Raw genomic sequence first — 22,708 nt, forward strand, 5'->3', positions numbered from 1 at the left:
AGCCTACCGCGTTTATGACACACTTGCGCGGATAAATGCCTACCGGAAATCAGTTTTCTTTCAACGCACCACTACTTCCCTACCATAGCCCAGGAACACGACCCCATGCCGCGCCGACCAATCCGTTCATTGACACTCGCGGCGGCCCTCACCCTGGGGGGCGGGCTGGCGGCTTCATTCGGGCTGTTCATCGGCGTCAGCCACCTCGAGTATGACAATATGGCGCTCGCCTTCGCCCAGCGCGCCGACGAGCGGGTGGCGGCGATACGCCAGGGGATGGACGGCGCGATCGAAGTGCTGGCGGTGACCAACCAGCTGTTCTCGAACGGCGAGCCGGTCAGCCGCGAACGCTTCGCCGACTTCACCTCGCGCCTGCTCGAGCGGCATCGCTTCATCCAGGCTTTCCACTATCATCGGGTGGTGCCGGCGCACGAGCGCGCGGCGGTCGAGGCCGAACTGCAGCGCGTGCGGCCGGGCGCCGTCCTGATGGAAAAGACGCCGGGCGGCCTGGCGCCGGCGGCGCCGCGCGAACGCTATCACGTGATCGAGTACGTCGAGCCGATGCCTGGGAACGAGGGCGCCTTCGGTCTGGACCTGGGCCCCGACGCATCGCTCATGACCGCGCTCGACCAGGCTCGTCGCAGTGGCCAGCCCACCGCGACGAGCCTGTTCATGCTGGTGCGGACCGGGACCGCCGCTTTCGACCTGGTCATGCCGGTATTCGGCAAGCGCGGCGAACTGCTCGGCAATACCGCGGTCGTCATCCGGGCCAGGCAACTGATGCACCAGTCGCTGCTGGGGGCTGGCCTCCTGGACCGGGCCGATATTTTCGTGTCGGTATATGCCGGCGAACAGGCCGAGCCGGCGACGCTGCTGCTGTCGACCGGCCCTGCCGCGCCGCAGGCGCGCCCGGCGCTCGCCAGCTGGCTCAGGCCAGGCCACGGCGAGCGCGCCACCGTGCTGCAGGCCGGCGGACGCCCATGGCGGGTCGAGGTCACCGCCGCGCCGCGTCCGTTCCTGGCCGACCACATGGCCTCGGTGGCGCTGCTGGTGGGCGGCATCCTGGTGACGCTGCTCGGCGCCGCCTTCGTCCAATCGGCGGGGATGCGCGCGCGCGCGGTCCAGCAACTGGTGCGCCAGCGCACCTCGGACCTGCGCCGCAGCAACCGCCGCCTGATCGAGGACATGGCCGCGCGCGAGCGCGCCGAAAAGGCGCTGCTGCAAAGCGAGCAGCGCTTCCGCCAGCTGGTCTCGATGTCGTCCGACTGGTACTGGGAGCAGGACCAGGATTTCCGCTTCACGATGGTCACCGGCGGCTTCACCGAGAAGTCGGGCGTGGCGGTCCAGGGCCTGCTCGGCAAGACGCGCTGGGAATGCGTGCCGGGGCTGCTCGACAGCGAGGGCGGGCGCGCGCACCTGGCCAGGATGCAGGCCCACGAGGCGTTCACCAATCTCGAATACCAGATCGTCAACGACCACGGCGAGACGCGCTGGTTCCTGGTCAATGGCCAGCCGATCTTCGACGACCGGGGCGAGCTGCAGGGCTACCGCGGCACCGGCAGCGACATCACCGAACGCAAGCTGACCGAGCAGCGCGTGCACCACGTGGCCCAGCACGACGTGCTGACCGGCCTGCCCAACCGCTCGCTGCTCCAGGACCGCCTGGGCCAGGCGATCGCCTACGCCAACCGCAGCGGGCGTCCGGTCTGGGTGATGCTGATCGACCTGGACCGCTTCAAGTTCGTCAACGACAGCATGGGCCACAAGGCCGGCGACGTGCTGCTGGTGACGGTGGCGGCGCGCCTGCGCTCGTCGCTGCGCGACGCCGACACCGTGGCGCGCCTGTCGGGCGACGAATTCGTGGCGATCCTGGGCGAGCACGCCGACGAGCCGCTCAATCCGGCCATCGTCGAGCGGGTCATGCATGCGGTGGCGCAGCCGGTCATGCTCGGCAACAAGGAGTTCTTCGTCACCTGCTCGATCGGCGTGGCGGTGTATCCAAGCCAGGGCACGTCGAGCGACCACCTGATCGAACATGCCGACATCGCCATGTACCGCGCCAAGAAGCTGGGCCGCAACAACTTCCAGTTCTACACCCCGGCCATGAACGAGGAATCGCTGGAGCGGGTGCGCATCGAAAGCGCGCTGCGCAACGCCCTCGAACGCGACGAATTCGTGCTGCACTACCAGCCGCAGGTCGACCTCAAGAGCGGCCAGATCGTGGGCATGGAAGCGCTGATCCGCTGGAACCATCCGGAGCTGGGCATGGTGCCGCCGAGCCGCTTCGTCGGCGTGGCCGAGGAGACCGGCCTGATCGTGCAAATCGGGGCCTGGGTGATGCGCACCGCCTGCGCCCAGAACAAGGCCTGGCAGGATGCCGGCCTGCCGCGCCTGCGGGTGGCAGTGAACCTGTCGGCGCGCCAGTTCGGCGCGCCCGACCTGCTGGACAGCCTGGAGTCGGCCCTGCGCGAGACGGGCCTGGACCCATCCTGCCTCGAGATCGAGCTGACCGAAAGCCTGTTCATGAGCGACGTCACGCCGGCGGTGGAACTGCTGCACCGGATGAAGGCGCTCGGGGTCAACCTCTCGATCGACGACTTCGGCACCGGATACTCGAGCTTCTCCTACCTGTCGCGCTTCCCGATCGACGTGCTCAAGATCGACCGCTCCTTCGTGGCCGACATCACGCATGACGCCAATGATGCCGCGATCGTGACCTCGATCATCGCCCTGGCCCACAACCTGAAGCTGGCGGTGATCGCCGAGGGCGTGGAAACGGCGGAACAGCTGGACTACCTGCGCAGCCGTGGTTGCGATGAGATGCAGGGCTATTACTTCAGCAAGCCGCTGGCGGCCCCTGAATTCGAGCAGCTGCTGCGCCAGCGCCGGGCGCTGCCGGCGCTACAGCGCGAGCAGGAAGCGTCGATGCCCGCCTGAGACCGCCGCTGGGACAGCGCTGCGACGCCCTATCCGGGAGGCATGAAAATTGTCTTCTCGAAAACATTTCCATAGTCATTTGGTTGTCAATCGACGTACAATCACCGTCCTTATCGTGCATTGACGGAGTACGAACCATGATGATCAACGAGACGCCCGAGGCAGCGAACGAGTCTGGCGCGCAGGCGGTGCGCAGGCAGCGCGTGGACGGCCGCACGCGCGACCTGGTGAACCAGGCGGTGGCGTCGGTCCCGACGCTTGGCCTGGCGCGCGCGGCGGAATTCCTGGCCACGATGAACGTGCCGGCCGAGGTGGCGGTGCGGGCGCTGGTCTATCCGAAGCCGCGGCGCGCCAGCTAGTGGCCAGCGCTGCAAGCCAGGATCAGTGGCGCGCTTCCTGCTGGTCGATGTCGGCCAGCGACTCGCGGCCGCGCTCGCTGAGCGCATGGCCACCCGTCTCGAGCGGCAGGACGTGCGATTTGCGGCCCAGGAAGCGCAGCACGTCGTCGTCGACCGCCGCCATCGGGTCGGCTGCCAGCGCGCGCAGGCCCAGCACGCAGCGGCGCAGGAACAGCACTTCCTCGCCCTTTTCGGTGAGCGCCAGCCGCTTGTCGCGGCTCAAGGACATCAACTTGATGCCGCACAGGCGCTTGGTGTTGCGCCCGACGCAGGCCGTCGCCAGGTTCTGCTTGCCACCAAGGCGCACCAGTTCCAGCGCATCGTATTCGTCCGTCGTCAGCTTGTCGTTTTTCATTACCGCATTCAGTTAAGCAAAGGGCGCATGGTACGCGCCTCGGCCCATGGCGGCAACCTTCAGCGCAGCGAACGCAGCGCGTACCATCCGATCCCGGCGCCGGCAAGCACGCCGAGCAGCAGCGCCAGCCGGGCGTGGCTGGAATCCAGCAGCGGGCGGCGGCCCAGGTAAATCTTGTTGTACAAAGTCGAACCCATCATCTCCTCCTGGCTTTTATTGTTACAAGCTCATTATAGAAACCGCATTGTTGCCGCAGTGTGACAGCGAGCACACCCGCGTCACCGACGACGAAAAAGCAACACCGCATGCGCCGTCCTGCCGCGCGCCGGCACTGTGGTCGGCCTGTTAGGATCGTACGACATTGACAACTTTAGCGGAGCACAGCATGAACGACCCAACGCCCAGTATCGATCCCAAGAACAAGGGCCGCACGATGTACGAGGAAGCGGACATCGGTAGCGGCGAACGTTCCCCGGGACAGCACGAGACCGATGAATTGATTCGCGAAATACCGCCATTGCCAGCGAACCGGCAGGCCGACGATGGCGCGCAGGACTGCGACAAGGAAGGCCGTGAAGGCGGCGCTGCGCCCGACGGCAACCGCCAGGGGGATTCGCGCTGACGCACCAACGGATTCCCGCGCATGCGCAGGGATCCGGTCTGCGCCCGGGACCGGCTAATGTGCCCGGGACCGGTTAATGTGCCCGGATCGGCGGTTCGGGCAGGCGCGGCTCCTCGACCGGGGCATTGACCGGGTCGGGAACGTCGTCCGGCACCGGCGGCGGCGATGGCGGCGCCGGCGGTTCGCCCGGATATTCCGGGTCGGGGGTGGAATGGAAGTGCTGGCCGACGCGCTCGCGCCGGGATGTGTGGGAATGGTGTTCGCTCATCTGGGCCTCTCAGGTTGGACGCGCGCGGCGGCGATGCCGGCCGGTGCGCGATGACATGGAAGGCAACGCGGTTGCCTAAGGTGCATTCGAGCGCAGACTAGCACGGATCAAGCAGCCCGGTTTTTCGATTGACCTGCCGCCAGTGCAGTTTCCTCACGCAATAACAACTCGGCTATAGTGGCGTTTTACCACTTCGGCCACCGATCCCATGCGCCTGTCCAGACTGCTTCCAGCCTTCCTGCTCGGCGCGCTCCTGAACGCCCACGCCGCCCCGACGAATCTCCCGCCGATGACGCTCGACGACTACCTGGCCCTGACCGGCCCCGCCCCCACCGCCAGGCTCGCCTATGGCCCGGCGCCCTCGCAATACGCCGAGCTGTTCGTGCCGCAGGGCAGCGGGCCGTTCCCGGTGGCGGTGCTGGTGCACGGCGGCTGCTGGACCAGCAAGTTCGGCGGCATCCGGCAATTGCGCAATATGGCCGGCGCCCTGGCCGCGCGCGGCATCGCCGTGTGGAACGTCGAATACCGGCGCGTGGACGAGGAAGGCGGCGGCTATCCCGGCATGTACCTGGACATGCATGCGGCGCTCGACCTGCTCGCGGCCAGTGCGCCGGCCCACGCGCTGGACCTGGAACGCGTCGTCGCGATCGGTCATTCGGCCGGCGGCCAGCTGGTGCAGTGGATCGCAGGCCGTGCGCGCATCCCGGCCGCCAGCCCCCTGTACCGCGCCGGGGGCCTGAAGGTCGACCGTGTCGTCAGCCTGGGCGGCCTGGCCGACCTGCGCCACGAGGCGGCACTGATCAAGTCCAGCTGCGGCCGCGACCTCGCGCAACTGGCCGGCACGCCCAGCCCCGGACGGCCGGACGTACTGGCCGACACCAATGCCGCCGACCTGATGCCCAACGGCAGCCGCACCTGGCTGGTGACGGGCGCGCTCGACACCATTTCTCCGCCGCGCGTGGCGCACGACTATGCGGCACGCGCCAAAGCGGCCGGCGACGCCGCCGAGGTGGTGATCCTGCCGCAAGCGAGCCACTACGACGAAGTCGCCACGACCTCGCCCGCCTGGCCGCAGGTGCTGCGGGTGATCGAACAGGCGCTCGCGATCGAGCGCTAATCCAGGGAGCCCCTATCTTGAAACCGATGCCGGCACTGCTGGCGCTGAGTTTGCTCACCGCTTCCGGCGCCGTCCTGGCGCAGACCTGGTCGCGCGCGGCCGACGCCTCGCTGGCGCGCCAGGAAATCTATCCCGCCGTATTGGGTGACAAGATCTACGTGGCCGGCGGCATCCTGAGCGCGGCCCCCGGCTATACCGATCTGTTCGAAGCCTATGACCCGGGAGCGGGCCGCTGGACCCGGCTGGCGCCGCTGCCCGAGGGCCGCCATCACATCGCCCTGGCCGCGGCCGGCGGCAAGATCTACGGCATCGGCGGCTTCTCGGGCGCGATTCCCGACTGGCGCGCCCACGCCTCGGTGTTCGTCTACGATCCGAAGGCCGACCGCTGGTCGACCGGCCCTGCGCTGCCGCAGCCCCGCGCGGAAGGCGTGGTCGCGACCGTCGGCGCCAGGATCTATTTCATCGGCGGGCGCGTCCCGACGCGCCCCGATGCGAAGCACATCAGCGAACACGCCGACACCCGCCGCGCCGAGGCGCTGGATCTGCAGTCGGGCCGTTGGTCGCGCATCGCGGACGCGCCCAGCGCGCGCAACAGCGCCGCCGGCGCGGTGATCGACAACAAGATCTACGTCGTGGGCGGGCGCCAGATGGTCGCAGGGGCCAACGGCAGGTCGCGTCCGGTCAACGTGGCGACCCTGGAAGTGTATGACCCGGCCCGCGATCGCTGGGAGACCCGCTCGCCGCTGCCGCTGGCCCAGGGCGGCCTGGCGGCGGCTGCCCATGATGGAAAACTGTATGTGTTCGGCGGCGAGCAGTTCGTCCCGCAAGCCAAAGTGTTCGGCGAATCCTGGGTCTACGACCCGGCAAGCGACCGCTGGTCGGCCCTGCCGGCCATGCCGACGCCGCGCCATGGGCACGGCGCGGCGGTGGTCGGCAACCGCATCTATCTGATGGGCGGCGGAGAAAAAGTCGGGGTCGCGGCCAGCGCGGCGCACGAAGCGCTCACGCTGCCGGCCGACTGATCCGCATGCGTCAGTAGAGCACCACCGAGCGGATCGATTCGCCGCTCTTCATCAGGTCGAAGCCTTCGTTGATGCGCTCGAGCGGCAGGCGGTGGGTGATCAGGTCGTCGATATTGAGCTTGCCTTCCATGTACCAGTCGACGATCTTCGGCACGTCGGTGCGCCCGCGCGCGCCGCCGAAGGCCGAGCCCTTCCATTCGCGGCCGGTCACCAGCTGGAACGGCCGGGTCGCGATTTCCTGGCCGGCGGCGGCCACGCCGATGATGAAGGACTGGCCCCAGCCTTTATGGGTGCATTCGAGCGCCTGGCGCATCAGCGTGGTGTTGCCGACGCATTCGAAGCTGTAGTCGGCGCCGCCGTCGGTCAGCTGCACGATGTGGTCCACCACGTTCGCGACCTCGTTCGGATTGATGAAATCGGTCATGCCGAACTTGCGCGCCATGGCTTCGCGGGCCGGATTGATGTCGACCCCGATGATCTTGTCGGCGCCGACCATCTTCGCGGCCTGGATCACGTTCAGGCCGATGCCGCCCAGGCCGAACACGACCACGTTGGCGCCCGCTTCGACCTTGGCCGAGAACAGCACCGCACCGACGCCGGTGGTGACGCCGCAGCCGATGTAGCAGACCTTGTCGAACGGCGCATCGCTGCGGATCTTCGCCAGCGCGATCTCGGGCACCACGATGTAGTTCGAGAAGGTCGACGTGCCCATGTAGTGGAACAGCGGCTTGCCGTCCAGCGAGAAGCGCGAGGTGGCGTCGGGCATCAGGCCGCGGCCCTGGGTCGAGCGGATCGCCTGGCACAGGTTGGTCTTGCGCGACAGGCAGAACTTGCACTGGCGGCACTCCGGCGTGTACAGCGGGATGACGTGGTCGTCCTTCTTCAGGGTGGTCACGCCCGGGCCGACCTCGACCACGATGCCGGCGCCCTCGTGGCCCAGGATGGCCGGGAACAGGCCTTCCGGATCGGCGCCCGACAGCGTGTAGTAATCGGTGTGGCAGATGCCGGTGGCCTTGAGCTCGACGAGCACCTCGCCTTCGCGCGGGCCTTCCAGGTCCACTTCTTCGATCGTCAGCGGCTGGCCCGCCTGCCATGCGACGGCTGCTTTGGTTTTCATGGTGATTCCTTCGCTTGCATTGATGTGATGTGGTGCTATCTGCCCGCAGTATGCGCGCCGCGGCCGGCGCCTTGCGCGCCGCGGCGCGAGAATGGCAGGATTTTGCCGCTCGAAGACTGGATTTTGCCGGTCGCGACAGCGACAATGGCGCATGACCAGCATACTCCCACCCGCGATCGACGCCAGCACGGCACGCACCCGGACCGTCGACATCGTGGTCTACCCCGGCTTCAAGGCCGTCGAAGCGATCGGGCCGATGTCGGTGTTCGAGTACGCCAACCTGCATCTCGCACGTTCAGGCCAGGGCCGCGCGCCCGGCTACGACGTGCGCATCGCGTCGACCCGCCTCGGCCCGGTGCGGTCGGACACCCTGATGTCGCTCGAGGCGACCAAGGTCTTGCACACGCTGGCCCTGCCCCACAGCGCGATCGTGGTCGGCGCCCGCCACATCGAGGCGGCGTTGGCGGACGGCGCCGCGATCGTCGACTGGGTGGCGGCGGCCTGCCCCCGCATCGAACGCCTGGCGTCGCTCTGTTCGGGCGCGTTCTTTCTCGCCGCCGCCGGGGTGCTCGACGGCAGGCGCGCCACCACCCACTGGAGCGTGGCCGCGCGCCTGCAGGCGGCCTACCCCGCCATCGCAGTCGAGGCCGACGCGATCTTCATCCGCGACGGCAAGCTGTGGACCTCGGCCGGCGTCACCGCCGGCATGGACCTGGCGCTGGCCCTGGTCGAGGAAGATTTCGGCCGCGACCTGGCGCTCGAGGTGGCCACCGAAATGGTGCTGTACCTGAAGCGTCCCGGCGGCCAGTCGCAGTTCAGCTCCTACCTCAAGAGCGAACGCACGGCGCGCCCGACCATCCGCGAATTGCAGAACTGGATCCTGGACAATCTGCACCAGCGCTTGACGACGGCGCAACTGGCCGCCAGGGCGATGATGAGCGAGCGCCACTTCGCCCGCGTGTTCCAGCAAGAAGTGGGCCTGAGCGCCCAGGAATTCATCGAGGCCAGCCGCTTCGAGCGCGCCACCCACCTGCTGGCCGACGTTGCGCTGCCCTTGAAGACGGTGGCCGCGCGCGCCTGCTTCAGCGACGAGGCGCACATGCGGCGGGTGTTCATGAAGAAGCTGGGCATCGCGCCGAAGATCTACCGCGAACGGTTCGCCACCACCGGCCTGGACAGCGCCGCATGAGCGCCGCATGCGCCGGCTGGTCCGACGAGCCGGTCGGTCCGCTGAGCCCGTCAATGCAATGAGCCGTTCAGTCCGGCCGGCGCCACCGCGCCAGCGGCAATTCCACTACGAGATCGCTGCGCGCGAGCGCCACACAAGGCAAAATAGCTCCTTCCCGTTTCTCGTCGAACGACAGGCCGGGCCACTCGACCATATAGGCCACCGTGCCTTCGCGCAGGCGGCAGATGCAGGTGCGGCAGGTGCCGTTGCGGCAAGAACTGGGCGCATCGAGCCCGGCCGCCTCCAGCGCCCGCAGCAGGGTCGTGTCTTCCTGCGCGGAAAAGCTGGCGCCGAGGGGAACGAGGGTGACGGTATGGCTGATGGACGACATGGTGCATTGATTGTAGCGCCGGGTGGAACAAAGCGGACGAGATTGAAGAGTTCGTTCACGCACAGACCCGGTCGATTCATGTCCTTACGCTACGGTTTCCAGAAGCATACTGCAGGAGACCGTATGAAGAAAGCCACCGCACTGACCCTGATCGCCGCCCTCGGAGGCGTTTTCCCTTATGCCTTCGCGCAACAGCCAGTCGGCCAGCCCGCTCCTGTCCAGCAGCCAGCCGCAGCGGGCACACCGATGCCGGCTGCGCCTGCTCCGGCGGCACCTGCGCCGGCCACCCCTGCGCCGGTTGCACCCGGCGCCTCCCAGGCCCCCGGCGTCGCCGGACAAGCCGAATTCGAACGCCTGCTGCGGGCCCAGGTCCTGCTCGAACGCCAGCACCTGTCGCCGGGCGAAATCGACGGCGCCTATGGCTCGAACATGCGCCAGGCGCTGAACACCTTCCAGGCCCAGCGCAGTCTCCCGGTCACCGGCAAGCTCGACGAAGCCACCTGGAACGCGCTGAACGTCGATCCCAGCCCGACCCTGGCCGAATATACGATCACCGCAGAAGACGTGGCCGGTCCGTTCCAGCCGATCCCGGACACGATGATGGGCAAGGCCAAGCTGCCCGCGCTCGGCTACGCCACCGCGCTCGAAGGCCTGGGCGAAAAATTCCATGCCAGCCCGGCCCTGCTGCAGCGCCTCAACCCAGGCAAGTCCCTGGCGCAGGCCGGCGAACGGATCATGGTGCCGCACGTGAGCGGCAAGCAGCCGCTGCCGCCTGCAGCCAGGGTCGTGGTGCGCGACTCGACCAAGACGCTGCAACTGTATGACGCCGGCGGCCAGTTGCTGGCCCAATATCCGGTCTCGACCGGCAGCAAGCGCGATCCTCTGCCGGTCGGCAACTGGAAGATCAATGGCGTGCACGCCAACCCGGTCTACCACTACAACCCGAAGCTGTTCTGGGATGCCAAGCCGGGCGACAGCAAGACCCAGATCAAGCCGGGGCCGAACAACCCGGTCGGCGTGATGTGGATCGACCTGTCCAAGCCGCACTACGGCATCCACGGCACCCCGGTGCCCGGCCACGTGGGCAAGACCGAGTCGCATGGCTGCATCCGCCTGACCAACTGGAGCGCCGCCGAAGTGGGCGCGGTGGTCGGCGAAGGCACCGACGTCGAACTCGTCAAGTAATCCCGACTGAGCTTCACACCAACAAAACAGCGGCGCGGGAGGCGCCCGACGGAGAACGCGATGAAATGGCTGATGACCCTGATCGTTGGCGCGCTGCTGGGCGCCGGTGTGCTGTTCGTGTTGCTGAGCGACGGATCAAACCCGCCGGCGCCGGCGCCGGAACTCGCCGCCGCGCCGCCGCTTGCAAACGCGGTCGGCGTGCCCGCGGCCCGGATCGAGGGCCAGCTGCCGCCCGCGCCGGTGGTCGAACCGAACCTGCTTGACGCCGACCTGCCGCTGCGTCCGCAACCCGACCAAGGCGCCGCGCCGATGGCCCCGGCCACCGTTCCCGGCAAGCTGCTGGTGCCGGTCCAGGGCATCGCCTCACACCAGCTGACCGACACGTTCTACCAGCCGCGCGGCGAACAGCGCCAGCACGAGGCGCTCGACATCATGGCGCCCACCGGCACGCCGGTGCGCGCCGCGGCCGACGGCAAGGTGGTCAAGCTGTTCCAGAGCAAACCGGGCGGGCTGACGGTCTACCAGTTCGATCCGGGCGAGCAGTACGCCTATTACTACGCCCACCTCGACCGCTATGCCGACAACATCAAGGAAGGCATGGAGGTCAAGCGCGGCGACATCGTCGGCTACGTCGGCGCGACCGGCAATGCCGATCCAGCCGCGCCGCACCTGCATTTCGCCGTGGTCGCGCTGACGCCCGAAAAAGAGTGGTGGAAAGGCACCCCGCTCAATCCGTTTCCACTAATGTCCGACCAGTAGCCGACGCATTCGACGGCGCGGGCGCCGGTTCGTCGACATCGAGTCCCACATTGATCGCGGCGTAGGCGCGTTGCACCGCGATCGCCTCGCGTCCGCCGGCGCCATACAGTTCGCCGGCCGCTTCGATCATCTTGGCGCGCGCATCCAGGTAATTGGTGCTGGACGTGAACTTGGTCGTATTGGCGCGGAACCAGATACGGTAGGCCTTGTCGATGCCGATGCCCGTCATCGCCAGCGGCTGCCTGACCAGGTAGCGGCTCCAGGCATCGTTGCCATTCTCCGCGCTCGACCCCTTGGCCAGGAAGTAGAACATGCGGTTGTTCGGGCCGCTGCTGTAATGGACGTCGAGCCGGCGCAGGCCCGCGCTCCAGGCGTCGTGGCTATTGCCATCGCGGCTGGGCTTGATCATCCAGCGCAGCGGCGTCCCGGTGCGGCTGATCTCCGTGCCCAGCATCCAGTCGTTGCCGGTCTCGGGGATGACATCGCCCTTGCCGCCAGCGCGCGCATAGGCTTCGACCACCTCGCCGGCGATGTCCGAACTCGATTCGTTCAGGCCCCCCGGCTCGCCCGCGTACACCAGGTTCGAGGTGGCGGCCGTGATGCCGTGCCCCATCTCGTGGCCGACCACGTCGATCGAGGCCAGGTTCGTGAAATACGTGCCGTCGCCGATGAACATGCAGCGGCAGGTATCGCTGTAATAGGCGTTGTCGTAGCCGCGGTTGACGTGCACCGCGATGTGGGTGGCCGTGTCCTGGCCGTCCAGCGCCAGCCAGCCCAGCACGCTCTTGTGCATGTCATAGGTGTTCTTCAAGCCCCACATGGCGTTGACGGCGGCGGTCTGGCCGTTCGGTCCCGTGGTGCTGCCGCCCTCGACGAACTGCTTGCCGTCGCCCCAGGTGTTGACGGTGTTGGTGTACACCCGGCCGCTCGAGGTGCCATGGTTGGCGTTGGTGATCGCCATCGCGCCGAACGAGCCGCCCTTGCCGCGCTCGGGGTCGAGCATCTGGTAGACGTTGTTGGCGAAGGTGGTGCTGAGCGGGACCTGGCCGTTGTACTGGCTGTGGCCGATGCCTTCCACCGTCTGCAGCATGTTCCAGCGGTCGATGATCTCGCCGTCGCGCGCGTTCACGACGACGTCGTAGTACAGCGGCTGCTCGCCGCTTTTCCGGTCCGCCTTCATGCGCAGGCGCACCAGCCAGGCCAGCTCGTAGCGGTCGACAGTCTCGACCAGGTCGGCCGCGTTCAGCTCGGACTCGAGCTTGCCCTCGGCGCCGGGCGCGCGCTCGTCACGCATCATCGGATAGATCAGCAGTTCGGCGGTCGGCGGCACCACGTTGACGACGCCCTCCGGCATGTCGCGCAGCGCGACGGCGATCGCGGCCTTGCGGTTGACGGTCGGCTTGACGTTGAAGCCGCTTGTAGCGCCCTGCATGCGGTTGGAAGGCCCGCGCCCCAGGTGCAGGCGGCGCGGCGAGGCGCTCTCGGACACGATCTGGCGCCGCGCGTCGAGCACCACCACGGATTCCGAACCAAAAATCCTGAGACCCTTGTACAGGTGGGCGACGCGCACCACGTGGGTGCCCTGCACGCCCGGGTGCTGGGCCACGACCTTGTAGCCGTGGTCGGCGTCGAGGCCGACCGCCGGCCGGCGCGCCGCCAGCTGGCTGACGACCTGGGCCTGGGCCTTGGCGTCCAGCTTGAGCGGCGGCGCCATCATCGGCGCGGCGGGCGCGGCGGGCGCGAACAGGATGGCAGCCGCCAGCAGGGCTGCCTTGAGAAGCGGTTGCGGGATCATCTCGTCTCCATCCGGTATGCCGGGCCGGGGGGCGCCGGTCATCGACCATGATGGACGAGCTCGTAAAGGTTGGTTTGCTCAAAAACAATGACCGCGTTGTCAATGTTGACAACACGGTCATGGCTTGCTGCCGACAGGCCGAGTTCAGCGTTAGCGGCGGTCGCGCCGTTTCATCAGGTAGCAGGCAGCGCCGACCACGGCCGCGCCGATCGCCACTTTCTTCGCCAGTCCGGCCGGATTGTGCTTGAGCTCGGACTTGATGCCCATCTCGGCCAGGATGTTCGGCACCTTGCCCTTGGCCAGGTCGTCGCCGATGCCTTCGACCACGTTGACGCGGTCGGCCAGCAACAACAGCAGCCAGTGGCGCACGTCATTCTCGGTGGACCTGAACGCCAGGCGCCGGATCGCACCGGACAGGCCGGACGGCGGCTGCACCGAGCCGAACAGCGGCGTGCGGCCGGGACGCTCGGTCGAGACCAGCACTTCGACGTGCTGCTCCTGCGGCGCCGGGTCGCCGTCGGGGACGTTGATGAAGCGGGGCGGGGTGCGTTCCATCGGCACGCCGGGACGGTTCTTGCGGTCGAGGTCGGCGCCCCAGCCCTGGATGTGCTGCAACTGGTCGCGGGTCGGGCGGCGCGGCGCGATGTGGCCGTGCACATGGCCGACGTGGCCTTCGCCGTCGTGCTCGCCGGGCGCGTGCTGGCCGTCGCGCTGGTCGTTGGCGGTAACGATATCGTGTCGTGTTTCCATGGTTTCTCCTGTGCTCGATCGTGTGTTCACTGCTGGACGCTGGCCTTGACGGCGCGAGTTTCGTTGGCGCGCGGCGGAATCAGGACGGTCTTGATGCAGTTATCCAGCTTGCTCGAGAAAATGTGATACGCATCCGACACTTCTTCCAGCGGGATGCGGTGGGTGATGATCTGCTTCGGATCGATGCGGCCGGCGCGGATGTGTTCGATCAGGCGCGGCAGGTGACGGCGCACGCTGGCCTGATTCATGCGCAGGGTCAAGCCCTTGTTCAGCGCATTGCCGATCGGAACCGCGTTGAAGGTCGGTCCATACACGCCGACGATCGAGACGTTGCCGCCCTTGCGCACCGAGTTGATGCACCAGTGCAGCACGGTCGCCGCACCGGCCTGCATCATCGTGTAGACGCCGGTGATGGTCTGCATGGTGTTGCCGGCCGCTTCGCAGCCGACCGCGTCGATGCAGACGTCGGCGCCCATCCAGTCGGTCATCTTCTTGATGTGCAGCGCCATGTCCTTTACTTCCTTGAAGTTCACGACCTCGCACTGGGCGTAGCGCTTGACGAATTCGAGGCGGTACTCGACGTGGTCGACCACGATCACCCGCCCCGCCCCCATCAGCCAGGCCGACTTGGCGGCGAAGATGCCGACCGGCCCGGCGCCGAACACGACCACGGTGTCGCCTTCCTGGATGTCGCCCATCTCGGCCGCCTGGTAGCCGGTGGGCAGCGCGTCGGTCATCAGGACGGCGTCGTCGTCGTGGATGTCGTCGGGGATGACCATCGGGCCGACGTCGGCCATCGGCACCCGCACGTACTCGGCCTGGCCGCCGTCGTAGCCGCCCGCCGTGTGCGAATAACCATAGATCGCGCCCACCGCCGTCGCTTGCGCATTCGTGTTGTGGCAATTGCCATACAACTCGTGTTGGCAAAAGAAGCAGGAGCCGCAGAACACATTGAACGGCACCAGCACCTTGTCGCCGACCTTCAGGCGCTGCACGCCGGACCCGACCTCTTCCACCACGCCGATGAACTCGTGGCCAAAGGTGTGGCCGACACGGGTGTCGGGCACCAGGCCATGGTACAGGTGGAGGTCGGAACCGCAGATGCAGGCCCGGGTGACGCGCACGATGGCGTCACCGGGATGCTCGATGACGGGATCGGGCTTGTGATCGGCGCGGACCCGATATGGCCCGCGGTAATTCATTGCCAGCATGAGTTCTCCTTCACGATTCGGTTGGTCACTGCTCGTAACAAAACGAGCTGATGTGACACAAACTTATGGTAAAACTTCACGCATTGCGATAGGCGCACGGCAACGAAAGGGGCTTTTCACGCCTTTTATTGAATAAAATCAGGTAATTATGTACTAATGGCAATTAATTGATGCCGTTTATATCTTATTGGCATCAAATGTATTGCACGCTGCGACCTGCCCGCTCTCCAGCCCTCGCTGGAACCAGCGCACCCGCTGGGCCGAGCTGCCGTGGGTGAACGAATCGGGCACCACGACGCCGCGCGCCTGCCGCTGCAGGGCGTCGTCGCCGATGGCGCTGGCCGCGTTCAGGGCCGTCTCGACGTCGCCCTGTTCCAGGATGTTCTTGCGCTGGTTGGTGCGGTTGGCCCACACGCCGGCGAAGCAGTCGGCCTGCAGTTCCAGGCGCACCGACAGGGCATTGCCCTCGGTCTCCCCAGCGCGCTGGCGGGCTGCCTGCACCTTGTTCGAGATGCCCAGCAGGTTCTGTACGTGGTGACCGACTTCGTGCGCGATCACATAGGCCTGGGCGAACTCGCCCTCGACGTTGAAGCGCTGGCGCATGGTGCGGAAAAAGCCCAGGTCGATATAGACCTTGCCGTCGGCCGGGCAGTAGAACGGGCCGCTCACGCTTTCGCCGACACCGCAGGCGGTGGCGGTACGGCCTTCGAACAGCACCAGCCGCGCCGGTGTGTACTGTGCGCCCTGTTCGCTGAACAGCTGGGCCCATGCGTCCTCGGTATAGGCCAGCGTGGTGCGCACGAAGCGCGTTTCGCGGTCGTCGGCGCGCTCGGCGCGCGGCTGCTCCACCTGCGCCCCCTGCGGTGGTGGCGCGCCACCCGACAGCAGGCCAAGGATGGTGGCGGGCGAGACGCCCAGGAAATAGGATGCGACCAGGGCGACGACGATCGTGCCGATGCCGATCGAGCGCCCGCCGAGGCCGAAGCCGCCGCCGCCACCTCCTCCGTCGCCACGCCGGTCTTCTACATTGTCGCTTTCACGGTCACCTTCCCAACGCATCGATGTTCCTTGTTTCTTGTTGTCCGCTCAGTTGCCACCCCGCTTGAGATTGCAGGTATCGGCGCGCTCACGCGCATCCTTGCCGCGCAGGTCGTCCAGCGCGCCCAATCCGGCGCGCAATTCGTCGTGCAATGCGCGCTCACGGCGCTCGCGTGCGATCTCGCGCGCCATGCGGCTGCGCGGCACGTCGTCCAGGTCCAGGCTCGTCATGATTTCTCTCTCTCTCGGTGTGTCCGGTCGATTTTTTTTAGCCGGCTTTTCCAACGTTTTCCGGTTGACCACATCATGCACCAAAACCCGTCCGCGCACGAACACATCCTGCGTGCGTGCGCGCACGGTGCGGCAGTGGCTTCCGTGCCACGCTGGCGCAATGAACTCATCCAACGCCAACGCCCTCCTCGCCCTCGGCACGGCCCTGCGCCAGGCCGGTTACCGCTTCATGACGGTCACGCCCGCAACCCACCGCCGCATCAACAACCGTCCCGGAAACGAGCGCGCGCACGACCTGCGCGGCGTGTTCGGCTGGAGCCGCCCCTTCGAGCGCGCGCTGCTGCCGGCCAGCGTGGTGGCGTTGATGCGCGACGCCGGAGTGCTGGAAGAAAGAGAAGATGGACTGCGCTCGCTGGTGCGGGCGTCGACCCTGGACGACATGCTGGTGTTCCACTCGGCCTGGCCGACGCGCGACGACGACGCCGTGTTCTTCGGCCCCGACACCTACCGCTTCGTGGGCGCCCTGCGGCGCGGCTTCGCCTTCGTCGGGGCCGGACCGGTGCGCGCGGTGGACATCGGCTGCGGCGGCGGCGCCGGCGCGCTCACGATCGCGCGCACGTTCCCGCACGCCGAGGTGATCGGCGCGGACATCAACCCGAAGGCGCTCGAGCTGGCGATGGTCAACGGCCGCCTGAACGGGGCGTCCAACCTGGCGCTGGCCCAGAGCGACCTGTTCGACGGCCTGCAGGGCGACTTCGACCTGGTGGTGTCGAACCCGCCCTTCGTGGTCGATCCGGATGCGCGCCGCTACCGCCATGGCGGCGGCGAGCGCGGCGCCGAACTGTCGCGCCGCATCGTCGAACAGGGCCTGGGACGCCTGCGCCGCGGCGGCAGCCTGATGCTCTACACCGGCGTGGCCCTGTGCGGCCAGCACGACCACTTCCTGGAAAGCCTGCGCCCGACCCTGGCCGCGCAATGCGACACCTGGACCTACGAGGAGCTCGATCCCGACATCTTCGGCGGCCAGCTGGGCGAACCGGGCTACGAGGACGTGGAACGGATCGCGGCGGTGTGGCTGCACGCGGTCAAGCGCTGAGCACCGCCGCGGCGCGGGATGCTGGGCCGGGGCGCGGGTCCGGCACAGGGCCGCCCCAAAGGTCGCGCGCGGCCGGGTTGAAAAAAGCCACCTTGCGGTGTAATGAAGTTAAGTTAAGGCGAAAGTCTTCTTGAGTTAGCGTAAAAACGTCGTCCCCACGAAGGTGGGGACCCAATCTTGCAAACGTATCGGCGACGTTTGCAGAACTTGGGTCCCCGCCTGCGCGGGGACGACGTAGTTGACGGCTAGCCTGTGAACGCCCCGGAATGAAAAAAGCCACCTTGCGGTGGCTGTTTTCATGCTGCTTGGCGGAGAGGGTGGGATTCGCCTACATCCTGCAGGCCGCGGCATCGCGAGTACGCGATGCCCTTCGAATCTCCCCCCTTGGGGACGCACGCAGGGCGCGAAAGCGCCCTGCTCCTCTGTGACGTCCCGGAATGAAAAAAGCCACCTTGCGGTGGCTGTTTTCATGCTGCTTGGCGGAGAGGGTGGGATTCGAACCCACGGTACGGTCACCCGTACGCCTGATTTCGAGTCAGGTACATTCGACCACTCTGCCACCTCTCCTGAATCGGTGCTGCGTGGTCGCGTAAGCGAGGCCGCATTATAGCGGACGCCTGGCGAAAGTTGCAAGGCATGCGGGCCAGGTAAATTTCCATGCCGGCGGACCGCTCAAGCGCGCACGGCAGGCCGGCCGCATGCCGCCTTCACCCGCACTTGCCGTGGGCGCCAGCGCTTTCGGCAACGCGCTCGCCGGGTGAACACGCCTGCCCCGGCACGTCGCAGGCTTCACCGGCGCAGCAATTCTCGGTCAGGAAACCCACCAGCGCGTTCATCGTCTCGAACTGGGCCGTGTAGACCACGAAGCGTCCCTCCTGGCGCGCTTCCACCAGGTTGGCGTGGCTGAGCTCTTTCAGGTGGAACGACAGGGCGGACGATGAGATCTGCAGGGCCTCGCCGATCTTGCTGGCATACAGGCCCGCCGGGCCGGTCTGGACCAGCAGGCGGAATATGGCCAGCCGGGATTCTTGCGCCAGCGCGGCCAGGGCTTTCAGTACGTGTTTGGTGTCCATATGCGGCGCCTGATAAACGGCCGATTGTAACCCCGCCTGCGCCCCGCTGTCGTGCGTGGCGCAAAAATTCAATCGCTGTTGAATCGTCAGGCCGAGGATGTTACTATCGCCATCATCTCAACGTCTCTTGAAGTATTGAGTAAACCGCCACCATGCGACCGCAGCAGTCCGAGCCCGTACGTGAAGCCGGCGCTGCACGCTTGAAAAGGCACGCCAGCGGGCCGGAACCGGCCGCACCGGCGGCGCCCGGCTCCGCGTTTTCACCTGTCGACGACCATCCATGAACGTATTATTCCTTTGCACCGGAAATTCCTGCCGCTCCATCCTGAGCGAAGGCGTCTTCAACCATCTCGCGCCGGAAGGCTGGCGCGCGCTCAGCGCCGGCAGCCAGCCGACCGGGCAGCTCCATCCGCGCGCCGTGGCCCTGCTGCAGCGCAAGGGCATCTCGACCGAAGGCTATTACAGCAAGTCGTGGGACGACCTGCCCGTGACGCCCGACATCGTGGTCACCGTCTGCAGCAACGCGGCCGGCGAGACCTGCCCGGCCTACCTCGGCAACGTGCTGCGCACGCACTGGGGCCTGGACGATCCGGGCCATGTGGTGGGCACGGACGCGCAAATCGAGGACGCGTTCGAACGCACCTACGCCATCATCGTCGAGCGGATCCAGGCCTTCCTGGCGCTGTCCTTGACGCAGCTCGCGCGCGACAAGGCGGCGTTCAAGGCCGAACTCGACCGCATCGGCGCGCTGGCGGCCTGACCGGCGCCTCGCGCGTCCGAACGCCGCGTCCCGGCCCCCTCTTCCAACAAGGACCATCGTGCTTGCCGCATCGCTCATCTTCCTCGCGACCCTCATTCTCGTCATCTGGCAGCCGCGCGGCCTGGGCATCGGCTGGAGCGCCGCCGGCGGCGCCCTGCTCGCGCTGCTGGCGGGCGTCATCAGCCTGTCCGACATTCCCATCGTCTGGGATATCGTCTGGAACGCCACGGCCACCTTCGTCGCCGTCATCATCATCAGCCTGCTGCTGGACAAGGCCGGATTCTTCGAATGGGCCGCGCTGCACGTCGCGCGCTGGGGCAAGGGCAGCGGCAAGCGCCTGTTCGTGCTGCTGGTCCTGCTGGGCGCCGCGGTCGCGGCGATTTTCGCGAACGACGGCGCCGCGCTGATCCTGACGCCGATCGTGATCGCCATGCTGACCGCCCTGCGCTTTTCACCCAAGGCGACGCTGGCGTATGTGATGGCGGCCGGCTTCATCGCCGACACCGCCAGCCTGCCGCTGGTCGTGTCGAACCTGGTGAACATCGTGTCGGCCGACTATTTCGACATCAGTTTTGCCCGCTATGCGGCGGTGATGGTGCCGGTCAACCTGGTCGCCGTGAGCGCCACACTGGCGGCGCTGCTGCTGATGTTTCGCAAGGACATCCCGGTCGACTACGATGTGACGCAGTTGCGGCAACCGGGCGCGGCCATCCATGACCGCGCAACCTTCGTCACCGGATGGTGGGTGCTGGGCCTGCTGTTGATTGGCTTCTTCTGGCTCGACGAAATCGGCGTGCCGATCAGCGCCGTGGCCGCGGCCGGCGCCGCGCTCCTGCTCGCGGTCGCGGCGCGCGGCCATCGGATCGCCACGCGCGCCGTGTTGCGCGATGCGCCGTGGCAGGTCGTCATTTTCTCGCTCGGCATGTACCTGGTCGTCTACGGTCTGCGCAACGCCGGCCTGACCGACTACCTGACCGTCTTGCTCGAGCGATGCGCCGCGGGCGGCGTGTGGGGCGCGGCGCTCGGCACCGGCTTCATCACCGCGATCCTGTCGTCGATCATGAACAATATGCCGACCGTGCTGATCGGCGCCCTGGCCATCGACGACACCGGCGCCCAGGGCGTCGTGCGCGAAGCCATGATCTTTGCCAACGTCATCGGCAGCGATCTCGGGCCCAAGATCACGCCGATCGGCAGTCTCGCCACGCTGCTGTGGCTGCACGTGCTGGCATCGAAGGGCATTCGGATTTCGTGGGGCTATTATTTCCGCGTGGGCCTGGTGCTGACGCTCCCGATCCTGTTCGTGACCCTGGCGGCGCTCGCGCTGCGCCTCGGCTGACCGGCTTTCCGACCTGCGCCGGGCGCAGGCTGAACCACTTTGGAGGAACCTCAGATGCATCGTATTGCCGACCTGCCCAACATCGACCCCGCGCGCCTGGAACCGCCTTCCTCCGCCCTGCTCGCCCGGGCCGCGGACCTTGACCATCCGCCGCGCATCCTGATGCTGTACGGCTCGGTGCGCGAGCGCTCGTTCAGCCGCCTGCTGACGGAAGAAGCGGCGCGCATCCTGCGCCAGTTCGGCGCCGAGGTGAAGATCTTCGATCCGTCCGACCTGCCCATGGTGGGCGGCGCGCCGGAAACCCATCCGAAGGTGGTCGAGTTGCGCGAACTGTGCATCTGGTCCGAAGGCCAGGTATGGTGCAGCCCCGAACGCCACGGCGCGGTCACGGCGGTGTTCAAGAACCAGATCGACTGGATTCCGCTCGAACAGGGTTCGGTGCGGCCGAGCCAGGGCAAGACGCTGGCCGTGATGCAGGTCTGCGGCGGCTCGCAGTCGTTCAACGTGGTCAATACCCTGCGCCTGCTGGGCCGCTGGATGCGCATGTTCACGATTCCGAACCAGTCGTCGGTGCCGATGGCCTACAAGGAATTCGACGACGACGACCGCATGCGCCCGTCTGCCTACTACGAGCGCGTGGTCGACGTCATGGAGGAACTGGTCAAGATCACGCTGTTGATGCGTGGCAGCAGCGCCTACCTGACGGACCGCTACAGCGAACGCAGCGAGCGCGCCAACCGCGCGATCGACCGCCAGATCGCGCGCATCTGAGCTGCCGCGCCATGCGCCGCCACCATGACGCCATGACCGACATCCGCCCCGCCTCCAGCCTGGATGCCGCGCGCATCTGCGCCATCTACAACCATTACGTCGCCACCACCACGATCTCGTTCGAGGAAGCGCCGGTCATGGCGCCCGACATGGCCGGGCGCATCGCCGACGTGACGACCGGCGGCTTGCCGTGGCTGGTGCTGGAAGTCGATGGCGTGGTGGCCGGCTATGCGTACGCCACCAAATGGCGCGCCCGGCCGGCCTACCGGCATGCGGTGGAAAGCAGCGTCTACCTCGATCCCTCGCTGGCGGGCCGCGGGCACGGCCGACGCCTCTACGCACACCTGCTCGACGAATTGCGCCAGCGCGGGCTGCACACGGCCATCGCCGGCATCGCGCAACCCAACGCGCGCAGCGTCGCCCTAAACGAACGCCTGGGCTTTCGCAAGGTCGCCCACTTCAGCGAAGTGGGCCTCAAGTTCGGCAGCCGGATCGACGTCGGCTACTGGCAGCTGCTGCTCGCCCCGCAACCGGATAGCGCGGCCGACTAGCCGGGCCCGCCGCCGGTGGCGCCGCTGGTGCCCCGACAACATGACCTCGCCGTCGCGCCGCGGCAGCAGCATGCGCTCCAAACCGGTGGCTACACGGCTATGCGATCTGGGCATCGCCAAATCGCACAGCCGTCCTGACGTTTCGGATGACAACCCATATTCCGAGGCGCAATTCAAAACCTTGGCGTTACCAGCCCGGCTTGCCGGCGCGCTTTGGCTCGCTGGCCGACGCACGGGCCCACTGCGCGACCTTCTTCACCTGGTACAACCAGCGGCACCACCATTCCGGCATCTGAATGAGGACACCGGAAGGCGTCCATACCGTCTCTGCAACATCGCTCCCTCTCCGCATCTCCGTCCTGTCGCTGGTGCTTCAGTCGATAGATTTCCCCTGCCATCGGCACGATGTGCGCCGGTCGAGCGGGACTTGCGATTTGTCACTGGCCAATCGCAGTTTGATAACTACAGTCAAGGAATTCATCGCAAGTTCAGACGCGCTCTAGTAGCCACGTCGAGCATCTCGAATTCAACAATGTCCAGCTCAACTGATGAGCAACCACGATGTCTGATTTACAAGCACTGCTGGAAGGCCACCAAAGTACCTGCCTGTTGCGCTTGTCGTTCCCAATGGACGACGGCCCGCAAGCCAAGCTGATGGTGCTGCCGCGCACCGGCGCTGAAGCGCCGCCCTCGATCCCGAAAAAATCCGTCATATAAAAACCACCATGACCGAGACCACGCAGGCCCCGTCCAA

At 66.9% G+C, this 22,708-nt stretch carries 25 protein-coding genes, 1 tRNA gene and 1 pseudogene; 14 read left to right on the forward strand and 13 right to left on the reverse strand.

What is annotated here, in order from left to right:
- The first annotated feature begins 105 nt into the window (after positions 1-105).
- On the forward strand, positions 106-2,937 hold the full coding sequence (locus tag ABIB38_RS20170) for a bifunctional diguanylate cyclase/phosphodiesterase (RefSeq protein WP_429206485.1): 2,832 nt from the start codon (positions 106-108) through the stop codon (positions 2,935-2,937).
- Between the two features lie 137 nt (positions 2,938-3,074).
- Positions 3,075-3,296 carry a hypothetical protein gene (locus ABIB38_RS20175; RefSeq protein WP_429206486.1) on the forward strand — a complete coding sequence of 74 codons (222 nt, stop codon included), beginning with the start codon at positions 3,075-3,077 and terminating at the stop codon, positions 3,294-3,296.
- 22 nt (positions 3,297-3,318) lie between these two features.
- Here the strand turns inward: ABIB38_RS20175 and ABIB38_RS20180 are convergent, their stop codons facing one another.
- Positions 3,319-3,690 carry a hypothetical protein gene (locus tag ABIB38_RS20180; RefSeq protein WP_429206487.1) on the reverse strand — a complete coding sequence of 124 codons (372 nt, stop codon included), beginning with the start codon at positions 3,688-3,690 and terminating at the stop codon, positions 3,319-3,321.
- Positions 3,691-3,749: 59 nt separating this feature from the next.
- Positions 3,750-3,887 carry a hypothetical protein gene (locus tag ABIB38_RS20185; RefSeq protein ID WP_429206488.1) on the reverse strand — a complete coding sequence of 46 codons (138 nt, stop codon included), beginning with the start codon at positions 3,885-3,887 and terminating at the stop codon, positions 3,750-3,752.
- A 188-nt stretch (positions 3,888-4,075) separates the two neighbouring features.
- Here ABIB38_RS20185 and ABIB38_RS20190 point away from each other — a divergent pair, with 188 nt between their 5' ends.
- Entirely contained in the window at positions 4,076-4,312 is a 237-nt protein-coding gene (locus tag ABIB38_RS20190; protein WP_429206489.1) for a hypothetical protein, read from the forward strand.
- Positions 4,313-4,385: 73 nt separating this feature from the next.
- Here ABIB38_RS20190 and ABIB38_RS20195 read toward each other — a convergent pair whose 3' ends face one another.
- Positions 4,386-4,580 (reverse strand): hypothetical protein, encoded by a 195-nt coding sequence (locus tag ABIB38_RS20195; protein WP_429206490.1) that lies wholly within the window; start codon positions 4,578-4,580, stop codon positions 4,386-4,388.
- A 208-nt stretch (positions 4,581-4,788) separates the two neighbouring features.
- Between ABIB38_RS20195 and ABIB38_RS20200 the strand changes: the two genes are divergently transcribed.
- Both ABIB38_RS20200 and ABIB38_RS20205 read left to right on the forward strand, forming a co-directional pair.
- Entirely contained in the window at positions 4,789-5,697 is a 909-nt protein-coding gene (locus ABIB38_RS20200) for an alpha/beta hydrolase (RefSeq protein ID WP_429206491.1), read from the forward strand.
- 26 nt (positions 5,698-5,723) lie between these two features.
- The gene (locus tag ABIB38_RS20205) at positions 5,724-6,719 is read left to right on the forward strand and encodes a Kelch repeat-containing protein (RefSeq protein ID WP_429206511.1); all 996 of its coding nucleotides are present in this window, start codon (positions 5,724-5,726) and stop codon (positions 6,717-6,719) included.
- A 10-nt stretch (positions 6,720-6,729) separates the two neighbouring features.
- On the opposite strand, the gene ABIB38_RS20210 is transcribed toward ABIB38_RS20205, so the two are convergent.
- Positions 6,730-7,836, reverse strand: a complete 1,107-nt coding sequence (locus tag ABIB38_RS20210; RefSeq protein WP_429206492.1) for an S-(hydroxymethyl)glutathione dehydrogenase/class III alcohol dehydrogenase — start codon at positions 7,834-7,836, stop codon at positions 6,730-6,732.
- A 151-nt stretch (positions 7,837-7,987) separates the two neighbouring features.
- Here ABIB38_RS20210 and ABIB38_RS20215 point away from each other — a divergent pair, with 151 nt between their 5' ends.
- Positions 7,988-9,025, forward strand: coding sequence for a GlxA family transcriptional regulator (locus ABIB38_RS20215; protein WP_429206493.1), 1,038 nt, complete (start codon positions 7,988-7,990; stop codon positions 9,023-9,025).
- Between the two features lie 67 nt (positions 9,026-9,092).
- On the opposite strand, the gene ABIB38_RS20220 is transcribed toward ABIB38_RS20215, so the two are convergent.
- The gene (locus ABIB38_RS20220; protein ID WP_429206494.1) at positions 9,093-9,395 is read right to left on the reverse strand and encodes a 2Fe-2S iron-sulfur cluster-binding protein; all 303 of its coding nucleotides are present in this window, start codon (positions 9,393-9,395) and stop codon (positions 9,093-9,095) included.
- Positions 9,396-9,518: 123 nt separating this feature from the next.
- Here ABIB38_RS20220 and ABIB38_RS20225 point away from each other — a divergent pair, with 123 nt between their 5' ends.
- The gene (locus tag ABIB38_RS20225; RefSeq protein ID WP_429206495.1) at positions 9,519-10,580 is read left to right on the forward strand and encodes a L,D-transpeptidase family protein; all 1,062 of its coding nucleotides are present in this window, start codon (positions 9,519-9,521) and stop codon (positions 10,578-10,580) included.
- 60 nt (positions 10,581-10,640) lie between these two features.
- The gene (locus tag ABIB38_RS20230) at positions 10,641-11,339 is read left to right on the forward strand and encodes a M23 family metallopeptidase (RefSeq protein ID WP_429206496.1); all 699 of its coding nucleotides are present in this window, start codon (positions 10,641-10,643) and stop codon (positions 11,337-11,339) included.
- Here ABIB38_RS20230 and ABIB38_RS20235 read toward each other — a convergent pair.
- From ABIB38_RS20235 to ABIB38_RS20255, 5 genes are all read right to left on the reverse strand, one after another.
- Positions 11,308-13,134: a M4 family metallopeptidase gene (locus ABIB38_RS20235; protein ID WP_429206497.1), complete on the reverse strand. Its 1,827-nt coding sequence runs from the start codon at positions 13,132-13,134 to the stop codon at positions 11,308-11,310. The genes ABIB38_RS20230 and ABIB38_RS20235 overlap by 32 nt on opposite strands.
- Positions 13,135-13,284: 150 nt before the next feature.
- Positions 13,285-13,884, reverse strand: a complete 600-nt coding sequence (locus ABIB38_RS20240) for a hypothetical protein (protein ID WP_429206498.1) — start codon at positions 13,882-13,884, stop codon at positions 13,285-13,287.
- 26 nt (positions 13,885-13,910) lie between these two features.
- A complete protein-coding gene (locus ABIB38_RS20245) occupies positions 13,911-15,095 on the reverse strand; it encodes a zinc-dependent alcohol dehydrogenase (protein ID WP_429206499.1) in 1,185 nt (394 codons plus the stop codon).
- A gap of 177 nt (positions 15,096-15,272) precedes the next feature.
- Positions 15,273-16,154 carry a KPN_02809 family neutral zinc metallopeptidase gene (ypfJ, locus tag ABIB38_RS20250; protein ID WP_429206500.1) on the reverse strand — a complete coding sequence of 294 codons (882 nt, stop codon included), beginning with the start codon at positions 16,152-16,154 and terminating at the stop codon, positions 15,273-15,275.
- 27 nt (positions 16,155-16,181) lie between these two features.
- The gene (locus tag ABIB38_RS20255; protein WP_429206501.1) at positions 16,182-16,364 is read right to left on the reverse strand and encodes a hypothetical protein; all 183 of its coding nucleotides are present in this window, start codon (positions 16,362-16,364) and stop codon (positions 16,182-16,184) included.
- Positions 16,365-16,524: 160 nt separating this feature from the next.
- Here ABIB38_RS20255 and ABIB38_RS20260 point away from each other — a divergent pair, with 160 nt between their 5' ends.
- The gene (locus tag ABIB38_RS20260) at positions 16,525-17,460 is read left to right on the forward strand and encodes a methyltransferase (protein ID WP_429206502.1); all 936 of its coding nucleotides are present in this window, start codon (positions 16,525-16,527) and stop codon (positions 17,458-17,460) included.
- A gap of 477 nt (positions 17,461-17,937) precedes the next feature.
- Here ABIB38_RS20260 and ABIB38_RS20265 read toward each other — a convergent pair.
- Both ABIB38_RS20265 and ABIB38_RS20270 read right to left on the reverse strand, forming a co-directional pair.
- A tRNA-Ser gene (locus tag ABIB38_RS20265) sits at positions 17,938-18,027 on the reverse strand.
- A 140-nt stretch (positions 18,028-18,167) separates the two neighbouring features.
- Entirely contained in the window at positions 18,168-18,533 is a 366-nt protein-coding gene (locus tag ABIB38_RS20270; RefSeq protein ID WP_429206503.1) for an ArsR/SmtB family transcription factor, read from the reverse strand.
- A 280-nt stretch (positions 18,534-18,813) separates the two neighbouring features.
- On the opposite strand from ABIB38_RS20270, the gene ABIB38_RS20275 reads away from it, so the two are divergent.
- From ABIB38_RS20275 to ABIB38_RS20295, 5 genes and pseudogenes are all read left to right on the forward strand, one after another.
- Positions 18,814-19,293, forward strand: a complete 480-nt coding sequence (locus ABIB38_RS20275; protein ID WP_429206504.1) for an arsenate reductase ArsC — start codon at positions 18,814-18,816, stop codon at positions 19,291-19,293.
- A gap of 58 nt (positions 19,294-19,351) precedes the next feature.
- Positions 19,352-20,632 carry an arsenic transporter gene (locus tag ABIB38_RS20280; RefSeq protein ID WP_429206505.1) on the forward strand — a complete coding sequence of 427 codons (1,281 nt, stop codon included), beginning with the start codon at positions 19,352-19,354 and terminating at the stop codon, positions 20,630-20,632.
- 54 nt (positions 20,633-20,686) lie between these two features.
- Entirely contained in the window at positions 20,687-21,403 is a 717-nt protein-coding gene (gene arsH, locus ABIB38_RS20285) for an arsenical resistance protein ArsH (RefSeq protein ID WP_429206506.1), read from the forward strand.
- A gap of 11 nt (positions 21,404-21,414) precedes the next feature.
- On the forward strand, positions 21,415-21,954 hold the full coding sequence (locus ABIB38_RS20290) for an arsinothricin resistance N-acetyltransferase ArsN1 family B (RefSeq protein WP_429206507.1): 540 nt from the start codon (positions 21,415-21,417) through the stop codon (positions 21,952-21,954).
- A gap of 52 nt (positions 21,955-22,006) precedes the next feature.
- Positions 22,007-22,247: pseudogene (locus ABIB38_RS20295) on the forward strand (integrase core domain-containing protein); the annotation flags it as partial.
- A gap of 195 nt (positions 22,248-22,442) precedes the next feature.
- Here the strand turns inward: ABIB38_RS20295 and ABIB38_RS20300 are convergent.
- On the reverse strand, positions 22,443-22,708 hold a 266-nt coding region (locus ABIB38_RS20300; protein ID WP_429206508.1), incomplete at its 5' end, for a hypothetical protein.

Source organism: Massilia sp. UYP11 (genome assembly GCF_050434805.1).
Lineage (GTDB): Bacteria > Pseudomonadota > Gammaproteobacteria > Burkholderiales > Burkholderiaceae_D > Telluria.

Excerpts from the sequence above, each read along its gene's own strand:
- ABIB38_RS20200 (WP_429206491.1), top strand. The coding sequence starts at position 4,789 with ATGCGCCTGTCCAGACTGCTTCCAGCCTTCCTGCTCGGCGCGCTCCTG.
- ABIB38_RS20290 (WP_429206507.1), top strand. The coding sequence starts at position 21,415 with ATGCGCCGCCACCATGACGCCATGACCGACATCCGCCCCGCCTCCAGC.
- ABIB38_RS20235 (WP_429206497.1), bottom strand. The coding sequence starts at position 13,134 with ATGATCCCGCAACCGCTTCTCAAGGCAGCCCTGCTGGCGGCTGCCATC.
- ABIB38_RS20275 (WP_429206504.1), top strand. The coding sequence starts at position 18,814 with ATGAACGTATTATTCCTTTGCACCGGAAATTCCTGCCGCTCCATCCTG.
- ABIB38_RS20255 (WP_429206501.1), bottom strand. The coding sequence starts at position 16,364 with ATGACGAGCCTGGACCTGGACGACGTGCCGCGCAGCCGCATGGCGCGC.
- ABIB38_RS20215 (WP_429206493.1), top strand. The coding sequence starts at position 7,988 with ATGACCAGCATACTCCCACCCGCGATCGACGCCAGCACGGCACGCACC.
- ABIB38_RS20260 (WP_429206502.1), top strand. The coding sequence starts at position 16,525 with ATGAACTCATCCAACGCCAACGCCCTCCTCGCCCTCGGCACGGCCCTG.
- ABIB38_RS20185 (WP_429206488.1), bottom strand. The coding sequence starts at position 3,887 with ATGGGTTCGACTTTGTACAACAAGATTTACCTGGGCCGCCGCCCGCTG.
- ABIB38_RS20210 (WP_429206492.1), bottom strand. The coding sequence starts at position 7,836 with ATGAAAACCAAAGCAGCCGTCGCATGGCAGGCGGGCCAGCCGCTGACG.
- ABIB38_RS20220 (WP_429206494.1), bottom strand. The coding sequence starts at position 9,395 with ATGTCGTCCATCAGCCATACCGTCACCCTCGTTCCCCTCGGCGCCAGC.
- ABIB38_RS20230 (WP_429206496.1), top strand. The coding sequence starts at position 10,641 with ATGAAATGGCTGATGACCCTGATCGTTGGCGCGCTGCTGGGCGCCGGT.
- ypfJ (WP_429206500.1), bottom strand. The coding sequence starts at position 16,154 with ATGCGTTGGGAAGGTGACCGTGAAAGCGACAATGTAGAAGACCGGCGT.
- ABIB38_RS20175 (WP_429206486.1), top strand. The coding sequence starts at position 3,075 with ATGATGATCAACGAGACGCCCGAGGCAGCGAACGAGTCTGGCGCGCAG.
- ABIB38_RS20270 (WP_429206503.1), bottom strand. The coding sequence starts at position 18,533 with ATGGACACCAAACACGTACTGAAAGCCCTGGCCGCGCTGGCGCAAGAA.
- ABIB38_RS20205 (WP_429206511.1), top strand. The coding sequence starts at position 5,724 with ATGCCGGCACTGCTGGCGCTGAGTTTGCTCACCGCTTCCGGCGCCGTC.
- arsH (WP_429206506.1), top strand. The coding sequence starts at position 20,687 with ATGCATCGTATTGCCGACCTGCCCAACATCGACCCCGCGCGCCTGGAA.
- ABIB38_RS20170 (WP_429206485.1), top strand. The coding sequence starts at position 106 with ATGCCGCGCCGACCAATCCGTTCATTGACACTCGCGGCGGCCCTCACC.
- ABIB38_RS20190 (WP_429206489.1), top strand. The coding sequence starts at position 4,076 with ATGAACGACCCAACGCCCAGTATCGATCCCAAGAACAAGGGCCGCACG.
- ABIB38_RS20180 (WP_429206487.1), bottom strand. The coding sequence starts at position 3,690 with ATGAAAAACGACAAGCTGACGACGGACGAATACGATGCGCTGGAACTG.
- ABIB38_RS20240 (WP_429206498.1), bottom strand. The coding sequence starts at position 13,884 with ATGGAAACACGACACGATATCGTTACCGCCAACGACCAGCGCGACGGC.
- ABIB38_RS20245 (WP_429206499.1), bottom strand. The coding sequence starts at position 15,095 with ATGCTGGCAATGAATTACCGCGGGCCATATCGGGTCCGCGCCGATCAC.
- ABIB38_RS20225 (WP_429206495.1), top strand. The coding sequence starts at position 9,519 with ATGAAGAAAGCCACCGCACTGACCCTGATCGCCGCCCTCGGAGGCGTT.
- ABIB38_RS20195 (WP_429206490.1), bottom strand. The coding sequence starts at position 4,580 with ATGAGCGAACACCATTCCCACACATCCCGGCGCGAGCGCGTCGGCCAG.